Genomic DNA, 16,235 nt, shown 5'->3' on the forward strand with positions numbered 1-16,235 from the left:
ATTATCTTCCCCCTTGCCGGTATATACAGACTCAATATCGAGAGTCCCCACCCGGCCTTACGTTTAAGACTTCAACGGGTATGCAGATGAATAAAAGCATTATCATTCTGGATTAACGGATGGGATGCCCTTTCTTTGAAGGCATGTATGCAATACGCTTCAACCCCTCTAGCGCTTTTTCGAGATATGCGCGTGGACACCCCAGGTTCAGGCGGATAAAACCGTTGCCAGCCGACCCAAAGCCATTGCCCATAGACGGAGCAATGCCCGCAACATCAACCATTACCCATTTGAGCTGTTCATCATCCAGTCCCAGTTCTTTGCAATCTATCCACAGCAGATAAGTACCCTGGGCGGGGACAATACGTGCCCATGGGAGATATTCATTAACCTGTGTAACAAACCATCGGCGATTTTCTGCCAGATAACCCAGTAACTCGTCCAGCCAGCAAGCACCATGTTGCCAGGCTGCGGTACTCGCCTCGATAGAAAGCGCATTGAAAACATCCAGTCCATGAGCATCCAGACGGCGTAAAAATTGTTCGCGTAATCCCTGGGCCGGGATGAGAAAGTTTGCTATGCGTAAAGTTGATAAACCAAACGTCTTACTGGCGGAAGTCGCAGATATCACTCGCGAATGCCAGCGTTCTCCCAGATGTAAAACCGAGGTGAATCGTTCCCCAGGAAGTAACAGATCGGCCCATATTTCATCCGAGAGTAACGTGACATTATAGGTCTCACACAACTGGAGTAGCTGCTCCAGTTCCTGGGCAGACCAACAACGCCCGGTAGGGTTATGAGGATTACACAAAATCATCAATGGAGGGCGTTCAGTACGAAATAACATTTCCAGGTGAATGAGATCCATTTTGTAACCCGTTTCCGCATCCTCATGTAACGGATTCTCCAGTAACCGCCGACCATTTAGAGATATTATTTTGGAAAATGAACCATAATAAGGCCCCTGAACCACCACCCCTTCCCCAGGATGACTCAGCATTTGCACCAGTAAAGATAACCCAGGAACCACGCCTTCAATACTGCAGATCCATTCTTGCTGCAGCTTCAGTTGGTGCCGTGTCGAGAACCATGAAATGAGGGAATCATAGTACGTTTGCGGGCGTTCACTGTAACCGAAAATACCGTGTTCAATTCTTTGGGATAAAGCATGCTGAACAGCTTCCGGGCAGGTAAAGTCAAAATCAGAAACCCACATCGGCAACAGTTCATTTGTATCCTCGCCAAAATAGCGCGCAATAAAATCCCATTTCAGCGAGCCTGTATTGTGGCGATCGATAATCTTATTAAAATCCATTATTGTCCCTTCCTATTCTGCAGCCACAGTCGTCTTCTCTTTTCCAGGCATGGGAGATAGCCTGGCAATACCGATTCCAGTGAAGCCATAAATCAAAGCAAAAAAGATGGCTGAATAACACTGCACAGCCCAGGGCAGCAATTCCAGCGTACTGACACCTAATGTAGTGGCCATATATACCCCTGCAGATGTCCATGGCAACAGAGGCTCAATGACGGTTCCTGCGTCTTCAATTGTCCTTGAAAGGTTTTTGGTATCCAGCCCCATGCGCCGGTAGGCATCTTTGAACAGTTCAGCGGGAACCAGAAGCGCCAGTTTGCCGTCGCTGGTTGCCCCTGTAACCAGAATAGTGGTTGCTATGGTCGCGGCGATCAGTTGACCAACACTATGAATAATCGTCAGTAATCGGTTGATAATGATGTTGAGCGCCCCCGTCAGTGTTAAGGCACCGGCAAAAGAAAAGGCACAAAAGACAAGAAGGATAGTGCTCATCATTGAGAACATGCCACCACGATTCAGTAGGCGTGGGACATCAGCAACGATCCCTTCAGCTCCGGTCGGGAACATCTCGATTTTGAATCCATCAATAAAGGCATCCAGTCCTTGCTTGATGCTCAGTCCCTGCATCATCACACCCAGAATCAGAGCCAGCACGCATGCGCTCAGCATCAAAGGAATAACAGGTTTCTTGCGAATCGCCCCGTATAAAACAATGACAGGTGGCAAAATCAGAACAATATTAAAGTGATATAAAGTCTCAAGGGAGTTCACGATATCGGTGACGCGCTGTGGCGTAGCGACCTCACCGAGCATACTGCTATGGCCGGCAATCAGATAAACCACAGCGGCAAGCAGGAAACAAGGGATAGTTGTCCACAACAGATGCTGAATATGTTCGAACAGAGTCGTATCAGCGACAATCGCAGCAAAGTTGGTGGAATCAGACAGAGGCGATATTTTATCGCCAAAGTAAGCACCAGAAACAACAGCTCCTGCCGCTGCGGCAAGAGACACATCCAGTCCCGCAGCTACGCCCATGAGCGCAACCCCCACCGTTCCTGCTGAACCCCATGATGTTCCGGTACATACGGACACCACACTGGTCAAAAAGAATGCGGCGATCAGAATGTATTCAGGGCTTATTAATTTAAGTCCCCAGTACACCATATAGGGTATGGTTCCACTGAACATCCATGTTCCGATTAGCCCGCCAACGCAGATCAAAATCATGATGACCGGCATCGCTTTAGCGAGTTTATCAACCACCGAACTGATGATGTCTTCCCAGGTATAGCCCTGCCACCATGCAATACCTGCGGCTACAGCAGCAGAACAGAGCAGCAGGGGTTCAATGCGTAATCCCATGATGCCGTAACCAATGATCAGCAATAGCAGCATGGCTGCAATGGGTATCAGCGCTAAACCAAATGAGAGTGTTTTTTTCTGATTTTGAGAGGCATTCATAAATGGATCTCCTGTCTGTAAGGTCGCTCAAGAGTAGAGGAGCCCCCTTTTCCCTGATGTGATCGTCCATTCGCCTTCATGTAAGCGATTACATGAGATAACTAAATTTGAACCAGATCACAATTGAAATCCTTGACGGCTTAGTCATTGACCTGGAGAGGAAGAACAGAATCCCGGATCACCAGTTCTGCAGTGAACTTGTTGATGCTGGGCTGCTGAGTTGCGCCCTTGAAAAGTTGTATCGCCAGTTGCGAAGCACAGCGCGCCATGCGCTCAACCGGGTAGTGCATCGTTGTGAGTGCCGGATAGAGATAACGCGCCATTACCACATCATCGAACCCGACTATAGAAAGCTGACGTGGCAGATTAATCCCTTTCTGATGAAGGATGCGCATGATACCCGCTGCCATCACATCGTTAAACGTCACCGCTGCGGTGAAAGGTATATTGCAGTTAAGAAGCTGATGCGCTGCGCGCTCCCCCCCTTCTTCGTTAAAAGGTACGCTAATCACCCAGTTTTTTTCCGGGGTAATGCCATATTCAGCCATCGCCTGGCGATATCCTTCCAGACGCTCGCGGCGATCGATAATCGGCAAATCAGTTGTCACACAGGCAATACAACGATGCCCTTTTTCCAGTAAATGAAGTGTTGCTGTTTTAGCGGCATTACAATTTTCAAGCCATACACAACGATTGGCCATCCCGGCAATATAACGGTTCACGATCACCATCGCCGGGAAATGAGCCGCATAACGAAGGAGCTCTTTCTCGGACAATCTACTGGCATGCACCACAATAGCCTCACACCCCTGATTAATCAGAAAATCAAGCCCGGCTTTTTCCATTGCTTCATCATGACCACCGCTGCAAACCATCAGACGAAATTGCTGTTTGCGTGAAACTTCCTCCACACCACGTGCAAGGCGAGCGAAAAAGGGATCAGCAAGATTACCGGTTAATAATCCAAGCATGTCACCACTACGTTTGGCCAGTGCAATCGCTGCGGCATTACGGTGGTAATTGAGTTCACGCATGGCCTTTTCCACACGCTCACGCGTGACGGGTTCGACCCATGCGGTTTGATTGATAACACGTGAAACTGTTGCTGTTGAGACTTTCGCCAGCAATGCAACATCCTTTATTGTCGCCATTTCAGTTCCTTATATTTTCATATTACGTATTTGGCTGATAGCATTCTTATTTTCAGGATTTACTCGTATATCTGCCACGTAACATAGCAAAATCGATGACTAATTTCAGCACTAATTAGTGCATAACATGCATAGCTAAAAATTAAAGCGCAACATGAAAATACCAAGCATATTCTGAAGCCGAGAAAAAAAATAACCCCAGCTTCAGAACATTTTCAGGACTGAATAAATTGCAGCAGATCTTTATTAATTACATCTGCATGAGAGGTATGCATACCATGTGGATAACCCGGATATATTTTCAGAATGCTATTAACGAGCAATTTATCCTGTAAAAGTGCGGCATTTTTATAAGGGACAACCTGGTCATCATCTCCCTGCATGACCAAAACAGGCACCGTAATGGATTTCAAATCATCAGTCTGATCGGTTTCAGAAAATGCTTTAATACCCTCATAGTGTGCTTTTGCGCTCCCCATCATGCCCTGTCGCCACCAGTTTTGGATGGTTCCATCTGAAGCCTCAACCCCCTCCCGGTTGAACCCATAAAAGGGCCCGGACGCCACGTCAAGATAGAACTGAGCGCGATTTGCGGCAAGAGCCTGACGGAACTCATCGAAAACGCTGACGGGCGTCCCACCAGGGTTATCTTCAGTTTTTACCATAAGTGGCGGCACAGCGCTTATCAGCACGGCTTTCGCGACACGCCCTTGCGGTTGTCCATATTGGGCAACATATCGAGCCACCTGACCACCTCCAGTGGAGTGACCAACATGCACAGCGTTACGAAGATCCAGATGCTCCACAACGGCAGAAACGTCTGCAGCATAGTGGTCCATATCATGACCTTCGCTAACCTGGTCTGAGCGCCCATGGCCACGACGATCAATTGCAATAACACGATAGCCTTGATTCAGAAAGAATAACATCTGGTTATCCCAGTCATCCGCACTCAATGGCCAGCCATGATGAAATACTATCGGTTGAGCTTCTTTTGCTCCCCAGTCTTTATAAAAAATGTTTACACCATCTTTAGTTTTTACAAATGACATAGTTGTATTTCCCTCGTGAGGATATTCAGCCAAAAGTTTGATGGTAAATCAGTCAAACACTCAACGTCTTACTGGCATGTTACATATCAATGAATATGAACATCTGTAAGGCTTAGTGAGTATAGACGCAAAATTAAGTAACCTTTTATTATTGGTTTTTCGGATATATAGCGACTAAGATGAACAGAACAACGAATATAAATAATTATTAACTAACATCCACTTATCTGAATAACAACCTCCGTTCTACGAGAGAACTATCAATGCAGAGGGTGAAACGTGCCCTGATTGAGTCATACATAACTTGCCGAAGCTTTGCCATAAAGTCGCTTATTCATCTACAGCAGAAACCCGTCATTAAAAAGCCCACTCAATGAGCAGGCTATGTGGTCACCGTTACTTTTTGCGGGACTTACCCGCCTTATCCATCGCGCTGTAGTCATTATTCGCTGCAAAACGGGCATTGAATAACTCTATTGCTTACTACTTCATGGGATTTTTTAAGTGCTGCCGCAGAGTCTTTGAACGACCCCAGCAGAGTGAAGTTATTTAGATCTTGTCTTAACAAGTACCAACAATCGGCACGATGTAACTCACGTGGCATAGTAGCTATCGACCAAGAGTGTATGTAGTAAAGAAACATTCAATCCCCCAACAGGAAAAAGTTGGAATGATACAGATGATTATCTTCCAACCAATGGCTGGTCGTTCACATGAGTAGTAATGGTTGCCACTATCAATTACGCAACAATTATCACAACAATTGTCTACATAAATACAAAAAACGATCAACGGTAAATCTTTAGCGATACCCTATGATGTTTTCTACCCAGATTATTATGCCGCTGCACCTGCATAACGGATGCCTCGAAAGGTCATGTCCTGAAACCAGCCATTGAGGTTACCGGTAACCGCTTCAGCCTCTTCTCAGGCCGCAGCGGGTCAGCGCTTCGTGCCAGTCTCCTCTCCTCAAACCCACCTACGATTTTTCCGATAAGCGTTTCCCATTTCATCAATAATCTAAATTATTGTTGCAATCTTCAAATGATATTAGTAATGATTATCATTAGCATTTGCGTTTGTAGTTTATCTGGCAAGGTATACAGAGGCTGTAAGGGAACAAACATCGCCTGAACAACGACGTTTTTTCCACTTACCGACCAACGAAGGCGACTCGGTCAGGATGATGCAAACCGTGTGTCTAAGGAATCAAGGACATCTCCAGATTTGTTGACTGGTCTCACACAGCACAAATGCGTCAGAACACTGCGTCGTGGCAGCACGGCGCTGTTTTGACTGTTCAACAGGACAAAGGCGCTCAAGCGTTAATGGAAGTCGGGACACGGAGTTCCCGATTCTCCAGCGTACGTCACGGAATAGCCTGCTGCGAGATAGTCGTCGGCAGGGCCGTGCGTAACGCTGGAGAAACTCAAAAATGGCGCAGCATCTGGCAAAGCAGGTTTAACGAAAATTAACGACCTGCTGACTGGCACATGACTGCGTCGACTTCCTGATTTAATTCGTCAAGCGGAGAAGGATTTTCTCATGCGTATTCTGTTTGTAGGCCCGCCTCTCTATGGGCTGCTGTATCCGGTGTTGTCTCTGGCACAGGCTTTTCGCGTTAACGGCCACGAAGTGTTGATCGCCAGCGGAGGAAAATTCGCCCAGAAAGCGGCAGAGGCTGGGCTGGTGGTGTTTGACGCCGCTCCCGGTTTTGATTCTGAAGCCGACTATCGCCGCCGTGAAGCGCAGCGAAAGGAAAGTAACATCGGTACCAAAATGGGCAACTTCTCGTTCTTCAGCGAAGAGATGGCCGACCACCTGGTGGAGTTCGCCGGACACTGGCGACCCGATCTCATCGTCTACCCTCCACTTGGGGTCGTCGGGCCGCTGATTGCCGCCAAATACAACATACCGGTCGTGATGCAGACCGTCGGCTTCGGCCATACTCCCTGGCATATCAAAGGCGTGACGCGATCGCTCGCAGACGCCTATCGCCGACACGGGGTCGAGGCCGCGCCGCGTGATATGGCATGGATCGACGTAACGCCGCCGAGTATGAGCATTCTGCAAAACGACGGTGAGCCTGTTATTCCTATGCAATACGTCCCCTACAACGGCGGCGCGGTATGGGAAGAATGGTGGGAGAGAACGCCCGACCGTAAACGTCTGCTGGTCAGCCTCGGGACCGTCAAACCGATGGTTGACGGTCTTGACCTGATCTCCTGGGTGATGGATTCCGCCAGTGAAGTCGATGCCGAAATCATCCTGCATCTGTCGCCCAATGCGCGATCCGATCTGCGCTCGCTGCCGTCAAATGTTCGCCTGGTCGACTGGATCCCAATGGGTGTCTTCCTCAACGGCGCCGATGGATTTATTCATCATGGCGGCGCTGGTAACACTCTGACGGCGCTCCACACCGGGATTCCGCAAATCGTATTCGGCGAAGGCGCCGATCGCCCAGTGAATGCCCGCGCCGTAGTCGATCGCGGCTGCGGGATCATCCCCGGCGACGGCGGCCTGTCGAGCGCCATGATCAATGCCTTCCTTGAAAATCGTGCGCTTCGTGCCGCCTCTGAAGAGGTGGCGGCGGAAATGGCGGCGCAAGCCTGCCCGACTGAGGTGGCGAAAAGCCTGATCGCGATGGCGCAAAAAGGATAGCCACCACGCTGTCATGAAGATAATGCGCCAGCACAAATCCCGGCTCTACTCTCCCGTACCGATGCGAGACCGGAACGCGCTGGCGCTCTTTTTTTGCAGTTCGATCCGTTCCGGATCGTATTTTTTACAGACGGAGGAGGCTTAATGCCTGCGACTCACTCTCCCACCCCTGCGCGCTCCTGGATAGTTCGCCTTGGCCGCGTGTGCTGGGAACGTAAGAAACTTAGCACCATCGTGGTAGTGGCGTCGGTATCGACCATTTTGCTGGCTGCGCTGACGCCATTATTGACGCGGCAAGCAGTGAACGACGCGCTGGCAGGCAATCCTACCCGCCTGCCGTGGCTGGCCTGCGGGCTACTGCTGATCGCCTTTTTTGATTTCATCGGTAACTACGTGCGCCGCGGTTATGCCGGGGAGCTATCGCTCTGGGTACAGCACACCCTGCGGGGACGGGCCTTCGACAGTATTCAGAAACTGGATGGCGCGGGTCAGGACGCTCTGCGCACCGGACTAGTGATTTCACGGACCAACAGCGATCTGCAGCAGGTGCATACTCTGTTGCAGATGTGCCCGGTACCGCTGGCAGTATTCACCTATTACATCGCCGGAATTGCCGTAATGCTGTGGATGTCACCAGCAATGACGCTAATCGTCGTTTGCGTACTGGCATGCCTGGCCATCACCGCGCTACGCGCCCGCCGGCGAGTGTTCTCACAAACCGGTCTGGCCTCGGACCGGCTGGCGAATCTCACCGAACATATGCGCGAAGTGCTGGCACAGATCTCTGTGGTGAAATCCTGCGTGGCGGAGCTTCGTGAAACGCGCTGGCTGGACCGCCAGTCACGGCAGATAGTACGTGTTCGCATCGGCGCGGCCATCTCGCAAGCAATGCCAGGCGCCACCATGCTGGCGCTTCCAGTACTTGGGCAAATCGTCCTGCTATGCTACGGCGGCTGGTCAGTCATGCACGGACGGATTGATCTCGGAACCTTCGTGGCGTTTGCCAGTTTCCTCGCGATGCTGACCGGGCCGACTCGTGTGCTGGCGTCGTTTCTGGTCATTGCCCAGCGAACCCAGGCTTCCGTGGAGCGGGTATTTGCCCTGATCGACACCCGTTCACAAATGGAGGACGGGACTGAGGCAGTCAACGGCCAGGTTGTCGGTCTGGAGCTGGAAAAAATGAGCTTCGACTACGGTAATGGCAGACGCATCCTTAGCGATGTCTCCTTTTCTCTGCATGCCGGTGAAACCGTGGCGGTGGTGGGAGCATCGGGTTCCGGAAAATCGACACTACTGATGCTGCTGGCGCGTTTTTACGATCCCAGCGTCGGAGAGATATGGCTTAACACCCGCTCAGGTCGGCAGAACCTTCGCGACCTCAAGCTGGAGGCACTTCGCCGCCGGGTGGGCGTCGTGTTTGAAGATGCTTTTCTGTTTGCCGGTACGGTGGCGGAAAATATCGCCTACGGTCACCCGCAGGCAACGATAGAAGATATTCGTCGCGCGGCGACGGCAGCGGGGGCCAGCAGTTTTATCAACGCCTTGCCAAAAGGCTTTGATACCCGGCTAACCGAACGCGGGACCAATCTTTCCGGCGGGCAGAGGCAGCGAATCGCACTGGCCCGGGCGTTAATAACTGCGCCAGAGGTGTTGGTCCTCGATGACACCACATCGGCAGTCGACGCCGGGACCGAAGCGGAGATCAATACCGCTCTGGGTCGCTATGCCGACGAGGAACATATGCTGCTGGTGATTGCCCGACGCCGCTCAACGCTTCAGTTAGCCAGCCGGATTGTGGTGCTGGATAAAGGCCGTGTGGTGGATATTGGAACCCAGGCGGAGCTTGAAGCGCGCTGTCCGGCCTTCCGCGCCCTTATAACCGGCGACGGCGATTTCCTCGCGCCTTCCCCTGGTGGGCACAGCGAATTATGGCCGACAATACCTTTAGAGCAAAACGATGCGCTGGAGGGGGATGGCAAAAGCTTTGTCGCCCGTATGATCCATGTACCGGAGAATGCAGTACAGCAAGCGTTAGCCGGTAAAGGCCGCAAAGTTACCTCACTGCTGAAGCCGGTGGCGTGGATGTTCGTCATCGCAGCCCTTCTGATCGCGATCGATTCCGCGGCAGGCGTCGGGGTACTGATACTGCTGCAGCGCGGCATTGATTTGGGTGTCGCCGCAGGTGACATGTCGACTATCGGCCTCTGCGCCCTGCTCGCCTTGTGTCTGGTAGTTGTGAGCTGGTGCTGTTATTCGTTGCAGACGGTCTTCGCCGCCAGGGCTGCGGAGTCGGTCCAGCATACGGTGCGCTTACGTAGCTTCGGTCATATGCTGCATCTTGGCTTGCCCTGGCATGAAAAACATGTCGATTCGCGCCTGACCCGCATGACCGTTGATGTCGACTCTCTCGCCCGCTTTTTGCAAAACGGCCTTGCCGGTGCGGCCACCAGCCTGGTGACAATGTTTGCCATCGCCGCAGCTATGTTCTGGCTCGACCCGCTTCTGGCACTGACGGCATTAAGCGCAGTGCCGGTAGTCGCACTGGCGACCTGGCTCTATCGTCGCCTGAGCTCCCCCGCTTATGCACAGGCGCGGCTGGAAATAGGTAAAGTAAATAGCACCCTGCAGGAGAAAGTCTCCGGCTTGCGCGTCGTGCAATCGCACGGCCAGCAGGAGCAGGAGGCCGCCCGTCTGCGCGCGTTATCAGACCGCTTCCGCGCTACCCGCGTGCGTGCGCAAAAATACCTTGCCGTCTATTTCCCGTTCCTGACCTTCTGCACTGAGGCTTCCTATGCTGCCGTTCTGCTGGTTGGCGCGTCACGAGTCGCCGAAGGTGAGATGACTGCCGGGGTGCTCGCTGCCTTCTTCCTGCTATTGGGGCAATTCTATGGACCAGTGCAGCAGCTATCAGGAATAGTCGACGCCTGGCAACAAGCGACAGCCAGCAGTAAACATATTGATGAACTGCTGACGACCGAAGGCACAGAGAACGTCGAGCCCTCTTCCGCACAGCCAGCCACCGGCGCGCTGCACCTTGAAGAGGTAACGTTCAGCTATCCCGATACCCCTGAACCGGCGCTAAACTCGCTTACCCTGACTATCCCCGAGGGAACAGTCGTCGCGGTCGTCGGTCGCAGCGGTGCCGGTAAGTCGACGCTGATTAAGCTGATCGCCGGGTTATATTCCCCCACCAGCGGCAGGATCCGCATCGGCGAGAAGCTAATTGAGGATGCCTCGCTTGCCGATTACCGTCGCCAGGTTGGGCTGGTCGATCAGGATGTGGTGCTGTTTAGCGGAGATATCGCGGAAAATATTCGTTATTCGCGACCCTCCAGCACTAACGCCGAAGTTGAGATCGCTTCACGGTGTGTGGGACTGTTTGAGACCGTACAAAATCTGCCGCAAGGATTCCGTACGCCGGTGAATAACGGCGGCGCGGATCTTTCCGCGGGTCAACGCCAGCAGATTGCACTGGCCCGTGCCCAACTGGCAAATGCTCACATCCTGCTGCTCGACGAAGCCACGTCGCGTCTGGATCGTACGTCCGAAGAGCGATTAATGTCCTCGTTAACGGAGGTAGCACATACCGGGAAGCGCCTGGCGCTGATTGTGGCGCACCGTCTGACCACCGCGCAACGCTGCGACCTGATTGCCGTTGTCGATAAAGGCCAGTTGGTGGAATACGGCACCCACGAACAACTGTTAGCCGCGGGCGGCCTCTATACCCGCTTATGGCACGACAGCGTCGGCAGTAATAAACCACATCGCCAACGCGACATCACCGGGGATATCGTGGGATAGTTATTACACGCGTAAGACATTAATCAACACGCTCTCAAGCGGCTGTTCCGGGAATAGCCGCTTGAGTTTTCCATACTGGTATCCAAATTTTTTAACGAGATAGAATGCTGAACATGCCACAACATCCGTCTGCCTCTCCCTCTGCCATCGCCAGCCTGCGCAACCAGCTGGCCGCGGGCCGCATTACCAACCCTTCTCGTTTCTGGCGCGAAGCTGAGTCGCTGAATATACCGCTGGTTGTGCCGGCTGAAGGCGTGGAAGATGAGCGTGAAGTGACCTTCCTGTGGCACGCCCGACATCCACTGCAGGGAGTTTATCTGCGGTTGAATCGGGTGACGGATAAAGAGTACGTGGCAAAGGGGCTGATGACCGCCATTCCCGACACGGGTATCTGGACTCTGACGCTGCGTTTGCCGGCAAGCTACTGCGGCTCCTATTCGCTGGTAGAAATTCCCCCCGGTACGTCAAATGAGACGATTGCTCATTTGGGAGGTCGCTTTGCCGCCCTCGCCGGGCAGGCTGATCCACTAAACAAGACGCCAGGCATCAACGTACGGGGAAGTGCGCAGGAATCTGTTCTGGCGCTCGATAAGGCCCCCGCCCAGGCCGAATGGAGCGGTAGCGCCCACGCCGGGCAATTGCTTACCTCAGTACGAATTGTCGCCGGGCAATCCCGCCGGATTCGGCTCTATCTTCCTGATGTTGATAACACACAGCCTCTCGGCCTGGTAGTGCTGCCCGATGGTGAAACCTGGTTTGATCACCTTGGCGTATGCGCGGCAATTGATGCCGCCATCAATAACGGGCGTATCGTTCCCGTGGCCGTGCTGGGCATCGATAACATCGATGAGTGCGAACGGACTGCAATACTCGGCGGACGCAGCGAACTGATAAAAGATATCGCCAGACATCTGCTACCGGCGATCCGTGCTGAACAACCGCAGCGGCGTTGGGCAGATCGTTCACGCACCGTACTGGCCGGGCAGAGCCTCGGCGGGGTCAGCGCGCTGATGGCCGCGCGCCACGCGCCGGAAACCTTCGGTCTGGCGCTCAGCCACTCCCCGTCAATGTGGTGGACGCCAGATGGCGCCAGCCGGCCAAACATATTTAGCGAAAGCGATATTTCATGGGTGAGCGAGCATCTGCTTTCTGCCCCGCCGCAGGGCGTGCGTATCCGCCTGTGCGTGGGCTCTCTGGAGGGTTCGACGGTGCCGCACGTTCAGCAACTCCATCAGCGGTTGCTTGACGCCGGCGTTGACAGCCATTGCGCAATTTATACCGGCGGCCACGATTATGCATGGTGGCGCGGCGCGCTGATTGACGGGCTCGGCTTACTGCAGGGTTAGCTTGACCCGCGAGCACTTTCAGGCAACTGTATGTGCTCATGAAAAAATAAAATGTCACCTGCGGAAAAGGAATAATTATCAGATGTATGCCCGCGAGTATCGTTCGACACGCCCACGCAAGGCGCTTTTTTCTCTTCTTTCTTGCCTCACTCTCATTTATAGCGCGGACACTTTTGCAAAGCCGGATATGCAACCGCTGGGGCCAAATATCGCCGATAAAGGCTCCGCATTTTACCGCTTTAGCATCAACCAGTTCGACTCCGCCGATGGCACCCGCCATTATCGCGTATGGACGGCAGTACCGAATAAAACCGCGCCAGCGTCAGGCTACCCTGTTTTATATATGCTCGACGGCAACGCAGTGATGGATCGCCTGAATGACGAACTGCTCGAACAGCTGACAGACAAATCACCACCGGTGATAGTGGTCGTCGGATATCAGACCAACCTCCCCTTCGATCTCAATGGCAGGGCCTACGACTATACGCCGGCAGCGACAGAAAACGGCAAAACAAACGCCAGAAGTGGTCGCCAGGGTCGTAAGAGCGGCGGTAGCAATGACTTCCGTCAGTTACTTGAAACACGTATTGCGGCAAAAGCGGAGCAAGGATTAAATATCGATCGACAGCGTCGTGGCCTGTGGGGACACTCCTACGGCGGACTGTTCGTACTGGATTCCTGGCTGACATCCTCTTACTTCCAGGCATACTACAGCGCCAGCCCGTCATTGGGCAGAGGCAACGATTCTCTGCTGGACCGCATCACGGCGATCAAGCCCTCACAAAACTGCGCTAAGCACCTGACGATAATGGAAGGGTCAGCGGCGCCAGGCGATAACCAGGAAACGCATGCTGCCGGGGTGCTGACGAAAATTCATACCACTCTCGCCATACTGAAAGATAAAGGTGTCAATGCCACCTTTTGGGACTTTCCGGGGCAAGGGCACGGCCCAATGTTCAACGCCTCTTTCCGCAGCGCACTGTTGGATATCAGCGGTGAAAATGCGAATAACACCCCAAGCTGTCATTAATCCAGTCGCTAAATACTGCCCGCTAATACGCGGGCAGTATGACTGTAACAATGCGATCAGAATGACGCAGTAACACCGGCATAATAAGCCCGGCCAGGCTCGTTATAGGTATTCGCCCCTTCGGAAGAGCGGTAGATCTGTTTGTCGAAGATATTGCTAACCCCGACATTAAGACGCAGATTTTTATTAATATCGTAATTGAAGTTGGTACCTACCAGTGAATAAGCCCCCAGCTCTTTGCCTGACAGACCACCAGTATCTTCACTGCGCGATTCCGCATGGGTACGCGGTTTTTGTCTGCCGTATAATGTCCAGTTAACGCTGGCAGAGAACGCCTGAGTGATAGTCCAGTCTAAAGAGTTATTAATAGTATATTTCGGGATGACCGAAAGCGGGTTGCCGGTATCTTTTTGTTCCGACGTGATCATATAAGTGGCATTTGTATTCCAGCTCAGACGATCTTTCACCAGTGGGATCGCCATGCTGGCTTCGATACCGTCAACCAGCGCTTTCCCGCCATTCTGCCACTGGAGGATATATGCGCCGGATGAGGATTGCCCAATAATGTTATCCCCGGCCACGATCTTATTCTGGTAATCATTGCGGAAGTAGGTCACGCTGGCGTGGTAATCTTCCCAGGCGAACTCCAGACCGATTTCTTTGTTAATACTGATTTCCGGATCGAGATCTTTATTACCAATCAGATAACAACCGCCGGACGTAATATCTTTTGGGCAACCATTGCCTTTCGAGTAGAGCAGATAACCTTCGCTGGATTGATAAAGGTTTGGTGCTTTGAAGGTTCTCGCAATCCCCGCTTTGACTTTGAAGTAATCACCTAATTCCTGCGAGAGGTTCAGACTGGGACTGAAGTTACCGCCGGAATCGTTGAGATAATCAAAGCGCAGGCCGGGAATAATATTCGTGCCGGCAACAGGCTCAATATTATCTTCAATATATAGCGCGCTGATTTGGGAATGGTTTTTACTGCTGCGTTCCGCAGCCGAGCCAGAAATACCACCGATATTACTATCGCTCACCGTTAAGCCAGTAGAAGAAGGATCTTCGAGTCTATCGCGGCTCCACTCCGCACCAACGGTAACCGTCTGATCAACCAGCAAATTCAGCGGAATATTGAGTTCCCCGCTGGTTCGCCAGGAGTTGAGACTGTTGGTAGTGAACCTCTGATCCGCCGAAATGCGCCCTTCACCACCACCGGATAACCCTTCATCCATACGGGTATTATTGGTTTTTTCGTAATAGACACCAAAGCGGCTTTGTCCCCAGTCCCAAATACCGTTATGCGTAATGCCGTAATTCTGACGGTACAGGCGATTCGTCTCTTCCCCGGATTTGGCGAGGTTTTCGGTAACCGCATTAGAAGAGCTGTTTTGCGTATCGCCAGCATAAATATTTCCCTGCCGGCTATATCCAGCCTCAAAATCAAGGATTTGCTGCGGATTTAATTTCCACGATACCACACCGTTAATATCTTTATTACGTACCCCTTCGTGCCCGGCCGCATTTTTAGTTCCGGCTGCGGAGTTAATATCCCAACTGTCGGCATCGGTTTTATTCAGATTGCCATACAAGCGCATAGTCAGCACATCGCCGACCAGCGGCCCGCTGAGATTAAAGTTGGCACGACGCGTGGCACCTTCATCGCTGCTTTCCGGCTGATTGGTGTATAACGACAGGGAACCATGCCAGTCGTTGGTGGGACGTTTGGTAATGATGTTCACCACCCCACCCGCAGCACCCGAACCGTAGCGCGCCGCCGCAGGGCCGCGAATCACCTCAATGCGTTCGACTTGTTCCGGCGGTACCCAGTTGGTGTCACCGCGGGTATCGCGTTCCCCACGCCAGCTATAGCGCACAGAGTTGCGCGACGTCACTGGTACACCATCAATCAAAATTAAGGTGTTTTCCGGCCCCATGCCACGAATGTCAATTTGCCGGTTATTACCGCGTGTTCCCGATGCACTATTACCGGTCAGATTTACCCCTGGCATCTTGCGAATAATATCGGAAAGGTCGTTGACCGGAGGGTTCTTTTTAATATCTTCGCTGGTAATAATCGATACGCCAGGTTGTTGTTTTAGTACCTGCTCAGCAGTAGCTTCTATCACCATGGTCTCGCCGCTATCATCGGTGGATTTGGCTGCTGATACTTGACTATTCAACCCTACAAGGATCGCGGTTAGCGGCCAGAGGATCTTGTTAATTCTCATACCCATTCCCTAATAAATGCCTAACTTTAAAGTGGTTGTTCGTTAAGCTCACACCCTTCCCAGGTATTCTTATTATTATAATTATTCGTCAATGATAATGATAATTAATATCATTTAATAAAAAGTAAGGCAACCTTTTGCGAATTTTGATTTGTGTACAAGGAGAAGTAAGAATCGTGCTGAC

Annotated in this window: 9 protein-coding genes; 4 read left to right on the forward strand and 5 right to left on the reverse strand. The window is 52.1% G+C overall.

The annotated features are described in order from the left end of the window. Positions 1–112: 112 nt before the first annotated feature. The 4 genes from OH663_RS20560 to OH663_RS20575 all read right to left on the reverse strand — a co-directional run bounded on the left by OH663_RS20560 (position 113) and on the right by OH663_RS20575 (position 4,982). Entirely contained in the window at positions 113–1,315 is a 1,203-nt protein-coding gene (locus OH663_RS20560; RefSeq protein WP_048221709.1) for a MalY/PatB family protein, read from the reverse strand. A gap of 12 nt (positions 1,316–1,327) precedes the next feature. Next, entirely contained in the window at positions 1,328–2,779 is a 1,452-nt protein-coding gene (gene nhaC, locus OH663_RS20565) for a Na+/H+ antiporter NhaC (protein WP_200012023.1), read from the reverse strand. 140 nt (positions 2,780–2,919) lie between these two features. Beyond that, the gene (locus OH663_RS20570) at positions 2,920–3,930 is read right to left on the reverse strand and encodes a LacI family DNA-binding transcriptional regulator (protein ID WP_045441429.1); all 1,011 of its coding nucleotides are present in this window, start codon (positions 3,928–3,930) and stop codon (positions 2,920–2,922) included. Positions 3,931–4,145: 215 nt separating this feature from the next. Next, positions 4,146–4,982, reverse strand: a complete 837-nt coding sequence (locus OH663_RS20575; protein ID WP_045441428.1) for an alpha/beta fold hydrolase — start codon at positions 4,980–4,982, stop codon at positions 4,146–4,148. A 1,545-nt stretch (positions 4,983–6,527) separates the two neighbouring features. On the opposite strand from OH663_RS20575, the gene iroB reads away from it, so the two are divergent. From iroB to OH663_RS20595, 4 genes are all read left to right on the forward strand, one after another. Beyond that, positions 6,528–7,643: a salmochelin biosynthesis C-glycosyltransferase IroB gene (gene iroB, locus OH663_RS20580; RefSeq protein WP_045441427.1), complete on the forward strand. Its 1,116-nt coding sequence runs from the start codon at positions 6,528–6,530 to the stop codon at positions 7,641–7,643. A 144-nt stretch (positions 7,644–7,787) separates the two neighbouring features. Further along, positions 7,788–11,444: a salmochelin/enterobactin export ABC transporter IroC gene (iroC, locus tag OH663_RS20585; protein WP_263525828.1), complete on the forward strand. Its 3,657-nt coding sequence runs from the start codon at positions 7,788–7,790 to the stop codon at positions 11,442–11,444. Positions 11,445–11,548: 104 nt separating this feature from the next. Beyond that, on the forward strand, positions 11,549–12,790 hold the full coding sequence (locus OH663_RS20590; protein WP_200012031.1) for an alpha/beta hydrolase-fold protein: 1,242 nt from the start codon (positions 11,549–11,551) through the stop codon (positions 12,788–12,790). 82 nt (positions 12,791–12,872) lie between these two features. Continuing rightward, positions 12,873–13,820, forward strand: coding sequence for an alpha/beta hydrolase (locus tag OH663_RS20595; protein ID WP_200012034.1), 948 nt, complete (start codon positions 12,873–12,875; stop codon positions 13,818–13,820). A gap of 56 nt (positions 13,821–13,876) precedes the next feature. Here the strand turns inward: OH663_RS20595 and iroN are convergent, their stop codons facing one another. Then, on the reverse strand, positions 13,877–16,051 hold the full coding sequence (gene iroN / locus OH663_RS20600; RefSeq protein ID WP_200012037.1) for a siderophore salmochelin receptor IroN: 2,175 nt from the start codon (positions 16,049–16,051) through the stop codon (positions 13,877–13,879). Positions 16,052–16,235: the final 184 nt, after the last annotated feature.

Source organism: Citrobacter sp. Marseille-Q5395 (genome assembly GCF_947057495.1).
In the GTDB taxonomy this organism is placed as follows: Bacteria; Pseudomonadota; Gammaproteobacteria; order Enterobacterales; family Enterobacteriaceae; genus Citrobacter; species Citrobacter murliniae.